Here is a 15,239-nt window from a genome sequence, read left to right as displayed (position 1 = left end):
CTTATTCTTCGGTCAGTGAGGTCTCATCGAAGGTTAGTCATGGCATTTTTAGGCATTTCCGGAATGCAATATTCGGGTGGGACCTTTGCGGGGGCTCGCATACTTCTGGCCGAAGACTCGCATGTCTTTACCGCGATGATCAGCAAGAGGCTGAAAGAGCTTTTCGATATCGAGATCGAGATCTGCGGCAACTTCGAAGATTTGCAGCTCGCCTACGATAAGTCGCCCGAGCCGATCAAGCTGGCGATCTCCAACATCAATCTTCCGGGTGCCGAGAATGGCGAGGCGCTGGAATACTTGACCGACCTCAGCATCCCGACAATCGTTTTCACAGGCACCTTCCATGAGGGCATGCGCGACGCGCTGCTCGCCAAGGATATCGTCGACTACATCCTCAAAGACAACATCTTCGCGGTCGACCTGCTGGCAGAATCGGTTTGTCGCTTCCTGACCAATCACCGCCACCATGTGTTGATCGTCGATGACAGCGCAACAGCGCGCGCGCTTCTCAGCAGCCGCCTGAAGCGCTACAATTTCCGCGTCAGCGTTGCCGAGAACGGATCCAAGGCGCTGGAAATCCTCAAGGCCAATGCTGACATCGGCCTGATGATCACCGACTACAACATGCCCGACATCGACGGATTCGAGCTGACGCGGCGCATCCGCTCCAGCATCGGCTCGCATCAGCTGCGGATCATCGGCGTGTCGTCGTCGACCAATCGGCTGCTGTCGGCCCGCTTCCTGAAGGCCGGTGGCAACGACTTCATATTGCGGCCGTTCATCGACGAGGAATTCTACTGCAGGGTCAACCAGAACCTCGATACCCTGCTGCAGATCCAGTCGATGCGCCAGCAAAAGGCCTATGCCTGAGAAAGAACGGGCGCTTCGGGGCCCGTTCATGCCCACTTCGCGGTGACTAGTTACAAACTGTTGGACCCCGGTGTTCATAAATCCCTGTCGTAATCTGCTGACTGTCCCGCTGCCCACGCAGAACGTGGGCCTGTCCCATTGCCGGAGGGACTGCCGGCAATGAGCGACCTGTTGTTCGAAAAATTCTCGCGGGACCTGAGCCCTGCGGCGAGACGCGGCCAGAAGGTTCTCCTGGTCGAGGATTCGCGCATGTTCGGCTCGATGCTCTCCCAACGTTTCCGCATCGAGCTCAATCTCGATGTCACGCTCTGTACATCCATGAAGACGCTGGAAACGACGATTCGCGCCAGCGATCACGGTTTCAGCCTGGCCATCGTCAATCTCAATCTGCCGGATGCTGCCTACGGCGAAGCACTCGACATGCTCCTCGACCAAAGGGTGCCGAGCATCGTCTTTACCGCAGCGGCCGATATCGACATGCGCGACCGGTTGATGGAGCGCAGCATTATCGACTACGTACTGAAGGACAATACGCAGGCGGCGGACAATCTCGTGGCTTCTGTGCGTCGTTCGATTACCAACAGCAAGACGAGGGTGCTCGTCGTGGACGCGATGCCCGTGGCCCGGAAGATGCTCGTCGACAGTCTCGAGATGCAGCGCTTCGAGGTCTATGAAGCAGCGAGCGGTGCTGCCGCTATCCAGGCGCTGGATCAGTATTCCGAGATCGAGCTGGTCCTGATCGACGATGCGCTGCCGGACGGGACGGGATGGGAACTGACACGGCAGATCACCCATAGGCGGAATTCCGATCGCCTGCGGGTCATCGGCCTATCTGCGTCGGACGACCGATTGGCCGCAACGGCGTACCTGAAAGCTGGTGCCACGGATTTCCTGCGTCGGCCGTTCGTTGCCGAAGAGCTTAAATACCGGATCAGCCGGGTGATCGACACGCTGTCGCAAATGCGCCAGCTGCGCGCCGCCGCCTCCGTCGATTATCTCACCGGCCTCTATAACAGGCGTTACTTCTTCGATCAGGGTCCGCGCCTTGCCAATGACTGTCTCAGGCTGGAGACACGACCATCCATCGGTATCCTCGATATCGACCATTTCAAGCGGTTGAACGACACCTACGGTCACGAGATCGGTGACCAGGTGCTGAAGGCGGTCGCGACACGGCTGCAGACGTTTCTGGAAGGCAGCCGCAACCTCTTGTCGCGGATCGGCGGCGAAGAATTTGCCATCCTGTTCGCGGACATGGACTCATCCGTCGCAACCGAGTTCTGCGAGGAACTGCGCGAAAATATCTCTGGCCTGAAAATCCAGGCAGACGGCGAGGCGTTGTCGGTGACCGTGTCAATCGGCATAGCGTCGATCAACGCCCAGGAGACGTTCGAGAATTACCTCAACGCTGCCGACCAGTTTCTCTATATGGCCAAGCACCGCGGGCGCAATCGCGTCTTCTCCGATACCAGGATGGCGGCGGAAGAGGGACGGTAGCCGTTATCCGGCTTCAGATGACGACGCCGGTGCGGACGTTCGACATGGTCAGCTTGCGCTCGGCCCGCTCCTGCTGCGGCGAGCGGTTGTAGAGTTCGCGATAACACTTCGAGAAGTGCGAGGCGGAGACGAAGCCACAGGCGACGGCGACTTCGACCACCGGCATCGACGACTGCACCAGAAGGTGCCTTGCTCGATCGAGGCGGATCTCGAGATAGTAGCGGGCAGGGGAACGGCCCATTTCCTGTCGGAACAGCCGCTCGATCTGGCGACGCGACAGGCCGGCGTCGTCGGCGATGTCGAGCAGCGACAAGGGTTCCGACAGGTGGCTTTCCATCACCTCGATGATTTCCAGCACCTTGGCATTCTGCACACCGAGCCGTGCGCGGAGCGGCAGGCGCTGGCGATCGTGCGGGCTGCGGACGCGGTCTGTGAGCGCCTGTTCGCAGACGCGGTTGACCAGGTTCTCGCCAAAATCCTGGCCGATCAGGTTGAGCATCATGTCGAGCGAGGCCGTGCCGCCGGCGCAGGTGTAGAGATTGCTGTCGACTTCGTACAGGTCGGCATAGACTTCGGCCTGAGGAAAGGCTTCTGCAAAGCCCGGCAGGTTTTCCCAGTGGATTGCGCAGCGCTTGCCGTTCAGGAGACCCGCCTGGGCGAGCACATGGGCGCCCGTACAGAGACTTCCGACGGCGACGCCGCGGTTGTAGGATTCTCTTAGCCAGGCATTGACAGATTTGTTCTGGAACTCCTCGACATAGATGCCGGAGGCGACGAGCACCATACTGGGCCGGCTCTCTCCGCCCAGATAACGTCGCTCATCGGCCAGCGACGAGTTGACCTCGATGCCAATGCCGCTCGATGAATAGATCTTGTCGCCGTCGGTCGAGGCAAGTCGCCAGCTGTAGGCAGTATAGCCAAGCATACGGTTGGCAATGCGCAATGTCTCGATCGCTGCCGCAAATGGCAGCATCGTAAAGTGCGGGATAAGGAAGAAAACGATCGAGCGTTTCTTGCCGGGCGTCTTGCCTTGCTCCACCTGATGCTGCGCTACCACCATGCCCGCGTTCCTCATATCGATTTCAGCAGAAAATTAGTCTGAAAGCGACAGTCTCATGGAAGATGATGGCCACAAAGGCTTATTTGCGTCACGTCAAAGATTTATGATTTGTCAAAAAAAGTCAAGGCAGAAGCTTACGATATAGGATCTGGTAAGACTCATAAGTCCATGAAATATAACGATTAATATATTACTGAAGGTTGGATTGGCGACGCTGCTAATCAGCCGAGCGTCGCCCTGAAATCGACCGGAAATGTCGTATTTTGTCGCATCATTTGCGGTCGCTCGAAATGTCGGCAGCAGGCCAGCCGAAGTCCTTGCGCATGTCGAATGGCATCGCTTCGATCTGCCTGGCAGCCTGATGCTCAGACCAGCGATCGGCCAGCGAAAGAACGTAGGCGGACAGGCGGGAAAGCGTGCCGCTGAAGAGGATAAACGACGGGCGCCCGTGGGAAGGGCGTCTATAGCTGATGGTGGTCATGATTGATCTCCTTTTGGTTGTGTTGATGTTGGTCACGCTGATATGGGCATGTGTCACTCATCATTCAAACGAATAGATTTTATAGCATCCATAAGAAAAGTTGACGGTTGCCGTTGTTCCGGTTTGTGGAAGGGCGGTGTCGGGTGGAAAGCCGCGCGCGTTGACGTCAGCTACAAGATGTGGGGGCAGGTGGGACATTTGTCTGAGGGTCGCAGCGTTGGTTTGGCGCAGCGCGCGGTCTCGACTGTTGGTCCAGTGATCGATGACATCGGATAGGTATGAGCGGATCATGGCTCGTTCCTCTGCTGTTCAAGGTGGTGGTGAGACCGATGCTATAGAAGCTTATTGACAGTCAGCAAAACGAAATGATATCGCTATATAAATCAGAAAAATTGAAAGATGCGTCGATGAACGTTCCGCTGCGCCGATCCGTGCCGTTGCTCGACAACGATGTCCTTCGCACCTTCGTGGCGATTGCCGAGACCGGCAACTTCTCAACGGCAGCCGAGGCCGTCCATCGCACGCCATCAGCGGTGTCCATGCAGATCAAGAAGCTCGAGGAGCAACTCGGTGTCGTCCTGTTCCTGCGCGATGCCCGTTCCGTCAGCCTCACCGAACATGGTGAAATGCTGCTGTCCTACGCGCGCAACATGCTGGCGCTGTCCAACGAAGCGGTGTCGCGTTTCATCATGCCGGAACTGAGCGGCGTCGTCAGGCTCGGAGCGCCGGACGACATAGGCGAGCGGTTGCTGCCGAGCATCCTGAAGCGGTTCTCGCAAAGCTATCCCAGCATCATGGTCGACGTCGTGGTCGACATGAGCCTAGCCCTCAAGAAGCGCTTCGCGGAACAACGACTCGATCTGGCGCTTATCAATTGTTCGACGCGGCCATTCCCGACGGAGGGTGACGTCATCTACACCGAGCGGCTTGTCTGGGCCGGTGCGAAATGCGGCACGGCCCATCGCCGGGATCCTCTGCCGATATCGATCTGGGAGGACGGCTGCATCTGGCGCTCCGATGCGATCCACCAGCTGCAGCAGGCGAAAAGGAACTATCGCGTAGCCTTCCTCAGCGCCCATACCACTGCCCAACGCGCGGCCGTCGTGTCCGATCTCGCCGTGGCGCCTTTGCCCCGCTCCTACGTCACCGAAGACATGGCTATACTCGGCGCGAAAGAAGGGCTGCCGGAATTGACGACTTTCGATATCCGGTTGCTGACTGCGCGCGAAGTCACGGGACCAATAGCGGCTGTCGCGGAAAGCATCCGGCATGCTTTCGGCGAGATGGCGCGGGCGGCCTGAGGCCCTGTCTCACAGGCTTTTGGCTGGCGCCGCATCCACGTCGTTATTTATGTGAACCTTTTTCAATGTGGCGCGTTTTGGGCACGGAAGGTTTACTTTCTGCCTTATTGTCGTCAAAAACCCATTCACGAAGGACCGCTAATCATGTCTTCTTCCGTCATCGCAAAAGTCGGCGTCGCCTGCATTTCCCTGATGCTTCTCGCATCCTGCGCCAATACCATTAAAGGCATGGGCAAGGACACTGCCAACACGGTCAACGCAACCCAGACGGCTGGCCACACTGTCAAAAAGGCAGCTCAGTAAACTGAAGAATTCTGTCGGCTGCGAGGCGTGTCGCGGCCGACATCTTACTATTTTTACCTCTTCATTATCCGGGTCACTATTCGGGCTCGCCACTATGTGCACCGGGCCAACCCTTGAAGTCACCTTCCTCCCGCCGCATCTCTTGTCTTGAATTTGATTGTTGCCGGGGAGCGTGACGTTTGTTTCGATGGTTGATTATTCTGGCAGGGCTCGTCTCGACGCCCGTCATGGCCGAGACACCGGTGACCGGCGGGAATTGCCGCAAGGTGGAGCATCTCGGGGCGAGCTACATCGTCTGCAGCTTCGACCCAGCCAAAGACAACATCCGCCTGTTTTCCAACAATAGTGCCGGAAAGCCATACGGCTCGTTCGCGGCGCTGCGCGATGCACTGGCGCGTGACCGGCTGTCGCTGCGCTTTGCCATGAACGGTGGCATGTACGAGCCTGACCAGAGCCCGGTCGGTCTCTATGTCGAAGGCGGCAGTCAGCAGAAGGCGCTCGACACCGGCACAGGCTGGGGAAATTTCCGCCTGCTGCCGAACGGCGTGTTCTACATCCAGCCCGGCGCTGTCGGCGTCATGGAGACAAAGGCGTTTGCCGCCGCCGGTATCGAGCCGCTCTACGCCACGCAATCGGGACCGATGCTAGTGATCGACGGGGCGCTTCACCCGTCGTTCCTGATCGACAGCACCAGCCTCAAAAGGCGCAACGGCGTCGGCGTCGATGCGGATGGAAAAGCTGTGTTCGCGGTGTCCGACGGCGAGGTGCGCTTTCACGATTTCGCCACGCTGTTTCGCGACGTGCTCGGCTGCCGCAACGCCCTGTTCCTGGACGGCAGCATCTCCAGCCTCTATGTGCCGGAGTGGCAGAGGGAAGACAGCGCATTTCCGCTCGGGCCGATCATCGCCGTGACAGCTGTCATGCCTGACTGAAAGCCGTTCAGACCTTCGGAAAAGCGCGCTCTAGACCGCCCGATCGCGTCAGGCCGGCCCTGAACGCCGCATATGACGGGTGCTGGCTGGATTTTGCCACTTCGGACAGGCGGATCTGCAGCCGGGCCGGTGCGGCATTTCCGAGCCATTCGCCGAGAGTTTCGAGTTTCATGCTGTTGAGGAACTTGGCTTTAGAGGCCTGATCCAGGTGCCAGTGCAGGCCCTCGATCAGGCTGATATCCTGTAGCGGATTTTCCATGATCAGGGCGATGACGGAGCGGTCGGCGTCAGCCAGGGTGGCAAGTCTGGCTGCGATGGCGTCGCGGTCGGCAAAGGCTGTCGTCATGGTGATCATGCTCTCAAATGGCTGGGAAATGCGGGTCAGACGAACTGCGCCATGTAATTCATGATGTCGAAGATACCATCCTTCGCGCCGTGGTGCTCGGGAAACTCGGGTGTGAACCGCAGGTAGGCGCGGGGGCGGTCGCCGTCCATTCCGGTCGGCTGGTCGCGGGTAAGCTTTTGCTGGATCGATTCCGGCAGCAGGCTGAGCGTCGTATCGTTGATAACCGGATCGAGAATCGCTGGTTCGCCGTTGAAGGCGACGGCCTCCGTGGCTGCGGTGACGATGCCTGCGAGCTTGCAGATCTGGCCATAGGCATCGGCCGTGAGAGGCTGCGGCTGATAGACAGCCATGCGATGATACATGATGTAGGCCTCGACCCAGTTCTTCGCCGACACGTGCAGGCGCAAGGCAACCGCCTGGCGCTGCAGCATGAAGCCGGTGATGCGGGACATCAGCGAAGCGCGGTAGTCCGGTGGCACATCCGGCGTGCGCAGCGCCTGCGAGGCGAGATATTCCAGTCCCCCCCGATAGCTGTCCCACTGGAACATGCATTCCTTGTTGCCCTGCTGCAGGCGCGGATCGTCCGAGACGGCGGTGACGCGCGCGAACGGCTCCGGCATGAACAGGATATCGGCCTTGTCCAGCGCCCGTGTCGTGTAAAGGAAGGCCCAGAAGATGAAGGGCGTCGGGCTGGAGATCGACCGCAGCAGCACTTCCCGGCGGATGATCATGAACTCGGGAAAGATGTGTCCGTTGATGATGAAATCGAGGAGGGCGCGGAAGTCGCCCTTGCGATGCCTGGTCGGGGAGGCGACATGGTAGAATGGCGACATATCGCCGCCGCCGGGCCGCGCATCGACCAGCAGCCACGGAGCTTGTACGACGCCGATCTCGCTGTCCGCCTCCATCAACCGAAGATATTCGATGACCTTTTCCGGAATGAGCAGGTCGTCATCGCCGAGAAACACAGCATAGCGACCGCGGGCGCGCTGCATAGCAAAGGCATAGTTGCTGAGAAAACCGGAATTGGTCGCGCGGCGGAAGGCCGAGATCTCCGGCTGGTCGGCGAGCGAGGCAATGTAGGCCGCAGTATCATCGGTCGAGCAGTCGTCGACGATGACGATCTCGAAGGGGATGCCGATCCGCCGGAAAGCATCGAGATGGAAGGTGACGTTCCGCTCGAGCAGGAACTGCCGATTATAGGTCGGAACGCATATCGACAGGATCAGCGGTTCATTGAGGGACATCGGGTTCTCCAGTCAGCAGGCTTTGCGCTTGCATAGAAGCGATTGCTTTCGTGGGGCTGGAGGCGGGGTTCGAGACTCTCCATGCGTGTGCCGAACAGGCTGGCGCAAGCTAATGCTGGAATCCTCTGACAACAGATCAGACATCAAAGGATTCTCGATGCCCACCACAGTTGCCTGGAATACCGGCATCCCGAACAAGCCGTTGCTGGATGGATCATTCGCGCCGGACGTTGCGTCTGTGCCGGTGGACCTCGAGGTTCCGGAATTCTGGTTTACCGTCAAAGCCGACGGGGACCGTCATCGCAAGATGTTCTCTGAACTCTGCGCAGGCCTCGGTCGCCGCCGCGTGACGACCAATCTCTCCATCGTGCCATTCGGGACGCATCTGGCCCCAAGGCGCCCGCCGAACGGCGGTATCACCATCTCGTATCACTCGGTCGGCGATGGTCCGAATATCTGGCGCATCAAGGAAACGCCGATCGTCGGCTGGTATTCCTTCGACGAGAATGGTTTTTCCGGCTGGAGTTCACTTGCGCGGTTTCCGGAGCTGCATGCGGAAGGTATCGACGCGGTCAATACCGAGGCCGCCCGACGCCGCGTGAAGGCGCTGGTGATGGCTCTCAGGGCCGGCAATACCTCGAAGTACGAACAATCGGGCGAAGCTTTCGATGCAGGCAGACCCTTTGTCTACTTCCCGATGCAGTTGCTCGAGGATCCCGTCGCGCAGTTTTGTCGTATCGATCCGCTCGAGGTTCTGCGCCATGCCGCGGCTCAGGCCGATGTCACCGGGCGGTTGCTTGTGGTCAAGCGGCATCCGCAATGCACCAATGGTCTCGTTATCCGAACCCTCGATGAGGTGCAGGCTCGGCACCGCAATGTGATGGTCTCGACGGCTTCCATCCATCGGCATCTGGAGCAGTGCGAAGCGGTCATTGTCGCCAATTCAGGCGTTGGACTGGAGGCTCTGCTTTACGAAAAGGCGGTCTTTACTTTCGCATCCAGCGAGTATGAGCTGGGCGGCTTTCCGTGCGGATCGCTCGCTGACCTCGACGCAGCCTTTACCCACCGCTCGCAGCCAGAGGAAGGCCGGGCAGCACGCTTTGTGTCCTACTATCTGGACAACTGCTGTTTTTCGATCGAAGACCGTCAAACCATCGATCGCTGCATCGAAAAGGCTCTGCTCGGCAGGGTACGGCACGTGCCGCCAATCTTCACCGGCGAGCGCGACGAACTTTTTAGGACGCATGCAAATGTCGAAATGTTGCGGCGAGAGCTTGGTACCGTCAAATCGCAGCTGGCCGAGGCTAACGAGAGGAATGCAGCTCAGGCTGGCAACTGGCGGAACTCGCCCGCTGAAAAAAGTGTCGCTGCACAGGGGCAGGGCATCGAGCGCGACCTAGCCGCGCAGACGGCATTTGTCATGCATAGCGCCGGTCTGGCTGCTAGCGTCGGCGACAACATCATGACCAAGGTCGCACGGGCTACATTTGCCGGATTCGCGGAATTGGCTGTCTCGCTGCGTGCCGATCCCGATGCCAGGCGGCTTGTCGATAGCCAGTTGCTGCAGTCTGGATATGCGGCGGGTCTCGACCGGAATGTCGCTGCCAGGAACGTTACTGCGGCGGACTACCAGCGTCTCCACGACGGTGATGCCGGCTACCAGAACAATAACTGGCTTGTCGATCATGCAGCCGTCATTGCGTCGGCCCGGCCGGAAACGCTGACCGAAGTCGGTTGTGGCAATGGACGGTTCCTGCGCGCTATTGCCGGATCGGTCCGCAATGTCATCGGCCTCGACTGGGCGCGTTCGCCGCTTCTCGGGCAGTTGCCGTCGAATGTGCATTTCCAGAGCACCAACGTGCTGACGGATGCATTGCCGCGCGCCGACATCTGCTGCTCTGCCGATGTCCTCGAGCATTTCACCCCGGATGCGCTGCCGGCCCTGATTGCCAAGCTCCACGACAGCGCCCGTCTCAACTACCATGTAATCGCCTGCTACGATGACGGTCACAGCCATTGCGCCGTGCTCCATCCCGGCCAGTGGCTCGGCCTCTTCAAGACGGTCAGCGCGACCTACGAGATCGCCGCTATCATTCCCCGGCGGGGCCGTCCGGACCAGCTCGTCTGCGTCATCACCAACGTGCCGAATGCGGCGAATTACTTTCCGTATCTCGGTGTCGTCGTCGGCACGTGGCAAACAAATTCGGGCCAGCGGGTGACCTTCGGAAACGACTTCTCCGTGACCATCGAGGGGCAGATCGTCGCCTCTTGGTTCCCGATGACGGACGGCAGGGCAGCTGTCGGCTGGATGCAATCCAAAATGGTCGACGTGCTCGACCCCGCAGAAGACGGTAAGGCGCTGACGATCACCAACATGCGTGGCGAACGCCACGAAGTGAGACGAGTTTCGTAAATCACTCAAGAAACTACGATCGGGACAGACCGAGCAGGGGTGGGACATGAAGGGGAAGAAACAGTGAATATGCTGGCTTCGACAAGAGAAAACACAGCTTCAGACTTTCTGGCTGGGTTGAGCGAATCCGATCCGGTAACGGAAGAAATGCTGACCGGAACGTTCTGGCAGTTTGCCGACCTGGAACGCGGCACCTTGTCGCCATTCCTCGTGCTGGCTCCGGGCGGATTGGTTGGCAATTTTTTCAATGCGTCGACGGATTACTGGCAAGTCGTCAATGGCCTCTTGTGCTTCATCGACGAGACCGGTCTGCCTTCGATCGTCTTCAATGTCTCCCGCATGGAGGGATCTAAGGTAGCATTGCTGGCAGGCAGGGGCGTGGTAGACGGTGTCGTTGCAATCTACATGCTCACGTCGACACCCCACCCCGAGCATCCGATGTTTGCGACGCAACTGTCGGACGAGCGCAACGCAAAGTTCCTGGTGCAGCCGGCAAACGGCCCTAAGCGTCCCAACCTCGTCGTTGTCCCCGCCAACTCCAAGTCGCTGCATCCTCGCTGGTGCGACGGGCTGGATGCTGCGACGCGCAGTTGGGATCTGTGCGTCGGCTATTACGGTGCCGAAGATCCCGTCGTCGATAGCCCGTTTGAATATCTGGCCCACCTTCCGAAGCGCAAGAAGTTCAGGCTGATTTCCGACCTGTTCTACGAGGGAAGTCCGCTCTGGGGTTACGACCGCGTCTGGCTCCCGGATGATGACCTGCTTTGCGATGGCGATACCGTCAATCGGATGTTTCATCTGTCCCGCAAGCACGGACTGGAACTGGCGCAGCCGTCGCTCAAGCAGGGTCCGGGTTGCTTCCCCAACCATCCGATCACGATCCAGCGGCCGAACAGCCTCCTGCGGCATGAGGGCTTCATCGAGATCATGTGCCCGATCTTCTCCAAGGCTGCCCTGAAGATCTGCATCGGCTCGATGCGCGATGCGGAGTCCGGCTACGGCCTCGACCATCTCTGGCCTGCGTTCCTCGGTCGCCCTGCAAACCGCATGGCTATCATCGATGCAGTAGGGGTGGCCCATACGAGGCCTCTAGGTGCAACCTACAATGTTCAGGCGGCTGTCGATGAGCAAGCCGCACTGTTCAACTCCTACCGCTACACGCCCGTCAAGATGCAGGGCGTTTGGTAAGCCGCCAAGGTGGAAGGCCTGCAGCTTCGATCCGATCGATTTGAAAGCCGCTGGCCTTCACCCGGGGCCCGTTTCACTGGTGACCGCTTCCCCCATACCGACAGCCCTCCGGGGCCCCGATGAAGGGATGCGGACCTTCCGCTAAGGTGCTGAGACACTATGACCGATTTTTCCAATATCGACCTGCTGATCGTCGGCGCCGGATTTTATGGAGCGACCATTGCCGAGCGGGTGGCGACTGACCTCAAGAAGAATGTGCTGATCGTCGATCGCCGTCATCATATCGGTGGCAACGCCTATAGCGAGTTCGACAAGGACACCGGGATCGAAGTGCATCGCTACGGCGCACACCTGTTCCACACGCCGAACGAGACGGTGTGGAATTACCTAAACCGCTTCACCGGCTTCACCGACTACAAGCATCGGGTCTACACGAGCTACCGCGACCAAGCCTATTCGATGCCGATCAACCTTGCGACCATCTGCCAGTTCTTCGGCAAGCGGTTCTCGCCCGACGAAGCGCGGGCGTTGATCGCCGGGCAGGCGGCTGAGATGGAAGGCAAGCACCCTTCCAACCTCGAGGAAAAGGCGATCTCGCTGATCGGCCGGCCGCTCTACGAAGCATTTATTCGCGGCTACACGGCCAAGCAGTGGCAGACGGACCCGCGCGACCTGCCTGAACACATCATCACCCGGCTGCCGGTGCGCTACAATTTCGAGAACCGCTATTTCAACGATGCCTATGAGGGCCTGCCGAAAGACGGCTACACCGCCATCTTTGATCGCATGCTGGCCTCGCCGCATATCCAGACGATGCTCGGTACCGATTTCTTCGACATCAAGTCCCAGCTGCCGGCTGGGCTGCCGATCATCTACACCGGCCCGATCGATCGCTATTTCGATTATTCCGAGGGCGAGCTTGGGTGGCGGACGATCGATTTCGAACAGCAGACGCTGGATGTCGGCGATTTTCAGGGAACGGCGGTCATGAATTACGCCGACGAGGATGTGCCCTTTACCCGCATCCTCGAATTCCGCCACTTCAATCCGGAGCGGAACTACCAGAACGAAAAGACAGTCGTCGTGCGCGAATATTCGCGTTCCGCACAGCGCAAGGACGAGCCCTATTATCCGATCGACACGCGCCAGGACAAGGATGTGTTCCTGCGCTACCGCGCACGGGCGGATGCGGAGGCCAATGTGCATTTCGGCGGCCGGCTCGGTACCTACCGCTATCTCGACATGCACCAGGCCATCGGCGCGGCATTGAAGACCTTCGACAGTATGGTCATGCCGCACTTCGCCGAGGGCCGTGCCTTTGGCGGCGGAAAGTAACAGCGAGAAGTGGCGCCGCATTGCTGCGGGCCGCTTGATCGCGTCTGTTCAATCGTAAATCGTCAGCGGCGGCGTCAGGCCGCCGCTTTTGCTTCCGGGACGGTGTGGCTGGTCGGCGTCACCATCGCCAGGATGATGCTGTGCAGATCGAGCGAGCCGATCGGCTTGCCGGCTGCGTCGACCACCGTGGCCACCGTCTGGTTGGCGCCGGTCATCTGGCGCGCAGCCATCTCCAGTGTCATGTCGCCCGCAAGGCGCATAGACGAGCCTTCGCCGGAGATCGGCTTCATCACCGTTTGCACCTTGATGACCCGTCCGCGGTTCACTTCCTTGACGAAGGCGCTGATATATTCATCGGCGGGCTGCAGGACGATGTCCTGGCCGGAGCCCTGCTGGATGACCTTGCCGTCGCGCAGGATGGCGATCCTGTCGCCGAGCCGCAACGCCTCGTCGAGATCGTGGGTGATAAAGACGACGGTCTTCTTCAGTTCCTTCTGCAAGTCGAGCAGCACGCTTTGCATATCGACGCGGATCAGCGGATCGAGCGCCGAGTAGGCTTCGTCCATCAACAGGATATCGGCGTCATTGGTCAGCGCCCGCGCAAGCCCGACGCGCTGCTGCATGCCGCCCGACAGCTGGTTCGGAAAGTGGTTCTCGAAGCCATCGAGGCCTACGCGTGCAATCCAGTGGCGGCCCTTCTTCTGCGCCTCCGCGCGTGGCACCCCCTGGATCTCGAGGCCGTAGACGGTGTTTTCGATCACAGTGCGGTGGGGAAGCAGCGCGAACTTCTGGAACACCATCGCCGTCTTGTGGCGTCGGAATTCGCGCAGCGCGCTCTCGGTCATCTTGCAGACGTCGACGCCGTCGTAGAGCACCTCGCCGGCGGTCGGGTCGATCAGCCGGTTGATATGGCGGATCAGCGTCGACTTGCCGGAGCCGGAGAGACCCATGACCACGGTGATGGCGCCGGCCGGCATGTTGATGTTGATGTCCTGCAGCCCGAGCACATGGCCGTGCTTGACGTTGAGTTCGGTCTTGCCGAGGCCGTTTTTCACCTGCTCGACGTACTCGCGGCCGCGGGGGCCGAAGATCTTGTAGAGGTTCTTGATCTCTATCGCGTGACTAGCCATGGACCACCTCCGAATGTTTCTGCAGCCGCCTGCCGTATGCCTGGCTGGTACGGTCGAAAATGATGGCGATGGCGACGAGCGCAAAGCCGTTGAGGAAGCCAACCGTGAAGAACTGGTTGTTGATCGCCTGCAGCGTGTTCTTGCCGAGACCGCCCACCCCGACCATCGAGGCGACGACAACCATGGCAAGCGACATCATGATGGTCTGGTTGATGCCGGCCATGATGGTCGGCAGTGCCAGCGGGATCTGCACATTGAAGAGCTTCTGGGTGTGGGAGGATCCGAATGCATCTGCTGCCTCCAGCACTTCCTTGTCGACCAGTCTTATCCCGAGGTTGGTAAGGCGGATCATCGGCGGCACGGCGTAGATCACCACAGCGATCAGGCCTGGCACCTTGCCGATGCCGAAGATGACGACGACCGGGATGAGGTAGACGAAGCTCGGCATGGTCTGCATGACGTCGAGCGTCGGATTGATCACCGATTGCAGACGGTCGGAGCGTGCCATGAGGATGCCGATCGGCAGGCCGATGACGATGGCGATCAGGGTGCAGACGGTGACCATTGCGAGCGTGATCATCGTGTCGTTCCACAGCCCGAAAACGCCGATCAGGGCCATGGAAATGGCGGTGCCGATGACGATCTTTATATTGCGGCTGGCGAGGTAGACGATGGCCATCATGACCGCGAGGATGATGAACCAGGGCGTGTTGGTGAACAGCCACTCGAGGTAGTTCAGGAACCATTGCAGCGGCTGAACGACGATGTCGATCACAGCGCCCCAGGATCGCACCATGCCGCGAAAGCCGTCGTCGATGTTCTTGCGGCCTTCCCGGATGATCGTGTCGTTGATCGCCGGGAAGTTACACAGGAAATTCGGCAGAAAACTACATTGCAGAGCCATCACATTCCCCTTTTTATCCGGGCCCTTTTTATCGGGGCAGTGACGCGCAATCCGTGTGGCTATCAAGATTGCCGTCCGTGGTGCAGTGCTGATGCCGGTTCTCAGTCTGCTCGCCTGTCCGCCTTCAGGCGGACGCAGTGTGGTCGCGTGACCCCGTCGGTGCGTGCGCTTCCAAGGGGGAGACGCGATCCTTGCAGCGGCGAGAGGTGAGGGCAGGCCTCCCGGCCTGCCG

Annotated in this window: 15 protein-coding genes; 8 read left to right on the top strand and 7 right to left on the bottom strand. The window is 59.5% G+C overall.

Annotated elements, in window-relative coordinates:
- Positions 1-39: 39 nt before the first annotated feature.
- Together J5274_RS14585 and J5274_RS14580 are read left to right on the top strand one after the other, a co-directional pair.
- Positions 40-870, top strand: coding sequence for a response regulator (locus tag J5274_RS14585; RefSeq protein WP_142823112.1), 831 nt, complete (start codon positions 40-42; stop codon positions 868-870).
- A gap of 159 nt (positions 871-1,029) precedes the next feature.
- Entirely contained in the window at positions 1,030-2,367 is a 1,338-nt protein-coding gene (locus tag J5274_RS14580; protein ID WP_142823111.1) for a diguanylate cyclase, read from the top strand.
- A gap of 13 nt (positions 2,368-2,380) precedes the next feature.
- On the opposite strand, the gene J5274_RS14575 is transcribed toward J5274_RS14580, so the two are convergent.
- The 3 genes from J5274_RS14575 to J5274_RS14565 form a co-directional block, all read right to left on the bottom strand.
- On the bottom strand, positions 2,381-3,427 hold the full coding sequence (locus J5274_RS14575) for a GlxA family transcriptional regulator (protein WP_142823110.1): 1,047 nt from the start codon (positions 3,425-3,427) through the stop codon (positions 2,381-2,383).
- A gap of 271 nt (positions 3,428-3,698) precedes the next feature.
- A complete protein-coding gene (locus J5274_RS14570) occupies positions 3,699-3,908 on the bottom strand; it encodes a hypothetical protein (protein WP_142823109.1) in 210 nt (69 codons plus the stop codon).
- Between the two features lie 60 nt (positions 3,909-3,968).
- Positions 3,969-4,199, bottom strand: a complete 231-nt coding sequence (locus J5274_RS14565) for a hypothetical protein (protein ID WP_142823108.1) — start codon at positions 4,197-4,199, stop codon at positions 3,969-3,971.
- Positions 4,200-4,273: 74 nt separating this feature from the next.
- Between J5274_RS14565 and J5274_RS14560 the strand changes: the two genes are divergently transcribed.
- From J5274_RS14560 to J5274_RS14550, 3 genes are all read left to right on the top strand, one after another.
- On the top strand, positions 4,274-5,209 hold the full coding sequence (locus tag J5274_RS14560; RefSeq protein WP_202617096.1) for a LysR family transcriptional regulator: 936 nt from the start codon (positions 4,274-4,276) through the stop codon (positions 5,207-5,209).
- Between the two features lie 144 nt (positions 5,210-5,353).
- Positions 5,354-5,512, top strand: coding sequence for an entericidin (locus J5274_RS14555; RefSeq protein ID WP_142823106.1), 159 nt, complete (start codon positions 5,354-5,356; stop codon positions 5,510-5,512).
- A 227-nt stretch (positions 5,513-5,739) separates the two neighbouring features.
- Positions 5,740-6,444 (top strand): phosphodiester glycosidase family protein, encoded by a 705-nt coding sequence (locus J5274_RS14550; protein WP_202617116.1) that lies wholly within the window; start codon positions 5,740-5,742, stop codon positions 6,442-6,444.
- Positions 6,445-6,451: 7 nt separating this feature from the next.
- Here the strand turns inward: J5274_RS14550 and J5274_RS14545 are convergent, their stop codons facing one another.
- On the bottom strand, positions 6,452-6,790 hold the full coding sequence (locus J5274_RS14545) for a hypothetical protein (protein ID WP_202617097.1): 339 nt from the start codon (positions 6,788-6,790) through the stop codon (positions 6,452-6,454).
- 35 nt (positions 6,791-6,825) lie between these two features.
- Positions 6,826-8,037 carry a glycosyltransferase family 2 protein gene (locus tag J5274_RS14540; protein WP_142823104.1) on the bottom strand — a complete coding sequence of 404 codons (1,212 nt, stop codon included), beginning with the start codon at positions 8,035-8,037 and terminating at the stop codon, positions 6,826-6,828.
- Positions 8,038-8,194: 157 nt separating this feature from the next.
- Between J5274_RS14540 and J5274_RS14535 the strand changes: the two genes are divergently transcribed.
- The 3 genes from J5274_RS14535 (at position 8,195) to glf (ending at position 12,973) form a co-directional block, all read left to right on the top strand.
- Entirely contained in the window at positions 8,195-10,450 is a 2,256-nt protein-coding gene (locus J5274_RS14535; protein ID WP_161990935.1) for a hypothetical protein, read from the top strand.
- A 117-nt stretch (positions 10,451-10,567) separates the two neighbouring features.
- A complete protein-coding gene (locus J5274_RS14530) occupies positions 10,568-11,638 on the top strand; it encodes a DUF707 domain-containing protein (RefSeq protein ID WP_219274652.1) in 1,071 nt (356 codons plus the stop codon).
- Positions 11,639-11,797: 159 nt separating this feature from the next.
- Entirely contained in the window at positions 11,798-12,973 is a 1,176-nt protein-coding gene (glf, locus tag J5274_RS14525; RefSeq protein WP_209183988.1) for a UDP-galactopyranose mutase, read from the top strand.
- Between the two features lie 74 nt (positions 12,974-13,047).
- On the opposite strand, the gene J5274_RS14520 is transcribed toward glf, so the two are convergent.
- Positions 13,048-14,103 (bottom strand): glycine betaine/L-proline ABC transporter ATP-binding protein, encoded by a 1,056-nt coding sequence (locus J5274_RS14520; RefSeq protein ID WP_219274651.1) that lies wholly within the window; start codon positions 14,101-14,103, stop codon positions 13,048-13,050.
- Positions 14,096-15,007, bottom strand: a complete 912-nt coding sequence (locus J5274_RS14515; protein WP_111222951.1) for a proline/glycine betaine ABC transporter permease — start codon at positions 15,005-15,007, stop codon at positions 14,096-14,098. Before J5274_RS14515 ends, J5274_RS14520 begins: the two co-directional genes overlap by 8 nt.
- Positions 15,008-15,239: the final 232 nt, after the last annotated feature.

The organism is Rhizobium sp. L51/94 (assembly GCF_019355555.1).
GTDB classification, from domain to species: domain Bacteria; phylum Pseudomonadota; class Alphaproteobacteria; order Rhizobiales; family Rhizobiaceae; genus Rhizobium; species Rhizobium rhododendri.
This window is presented reverse-complemented; position numbering and strand designations above follow the sequence as displayed.

What these genes read in the sequence shown, in the direction of transcription:
- J5274_RS14585 (WP_142823112.1), top strand. Translation starts at nt 40, where the DNA reads ATGGCATTTTTAGGCATTTCCGGAATGCAATATTCGGGTGGGACCTTT.
- J5274_RS14580 (WP_142823111.1), top strand. Translation starts at nt 1,030, where the DNA reads ATGAGCGACCTGTTGTTCGAAAAATTCTCGCGGGACCTGAGCCCTGCG.
- J5274_RS14575 (WP_142823110.1), bottom strand. Translation starts at nt 3,427, where the DNA reads ATGGTGGTAGCGCAGCATCAGGTGGAGCAAGGCAAGACGCCCGGCAAG.
- J5274_RS14570 (WP_142823109.1), bottom strand. Translation starts at nt 3,908, where the DNA reads ATGACCACCATCAGCTATAGACGCCCTTCCCACGGGCGCCCGTCGTTT.
- J5274_RS14565 (WP_142823108.1), bottom strand. Translation starts at nt 4,199, where the DNA reads ATGATCCGCTCATACCTATCCGATGTCATCGATCACTGGACCAACAGT.
- J5274_RS14560 (WP_202617096.1), top strand. Translation starts at nt 4,274, where the DNA reads ATGATATCGCTATATAAATCAGAAAAATTGAAAGATGCGTCGATGAAC.
- J5274_RS14555 (WP_142823106.1), top strand. Translation starts at nt 5,354, where the DNA reads ATGTCTTCTTCCGTCATCGCAAAAGTCGGCGTCGCCTGCATTTCCCTG.
- J5274_RS14550 (WP_202617116.1), top strand. Translation starts at nt 5,740, where the DNA reads ATGGCCGAGACACCGGTGACCGGCGGGAATTGCCGCAAGGTGGAGCAT.
- J5274_RS14545 (WP_202617097.1), bottom strand. Translation starts at nt 6,790, where the DNA reads ATGACGACAGCCTTTGCCGACCGCGACGCCATCGCAGCCAGACTTGCC.
- J5274_RS14540 (WP_142823104.1), bottom strand. Translation starts at nt 8,037, where the DNA reads ATGTCCCTCAATGAACCGCTGATCCTGTCGATATGCGTTCCGACCTAT.
- J5274_RS14535 (WP_161990935.1), top strand. Translation starts at nt 8,195, where the DNA reads ATGCCCACCACAGTTGCCTGGAATACCGGCATCCCGAACAAGCCGTTG.
- glf (WP_209183988.1), top strand. Translation starts at nt 11,798, where the DNA reads ATGACCGATTTTTCCAATATCGACCTGCTGATCGTCGGCGCCGGATTT.
- J5274_RS14520 (WP_219274651.1), bottom strand. Translation starts at nt 14,103, where the DNA reads ATGGCTAGTCACGCGATAGAGATCAAGAACCTCTACAAGATCTTCGGC.
- J5274_RS14515 (WP_111222951.1), bottom strand. Translation starts at nt 15,007, where the DNA reads ATGGCTCTGCAATGTAGTTTTCTGCCGAATTTCCTGTGTAACTTCCCG.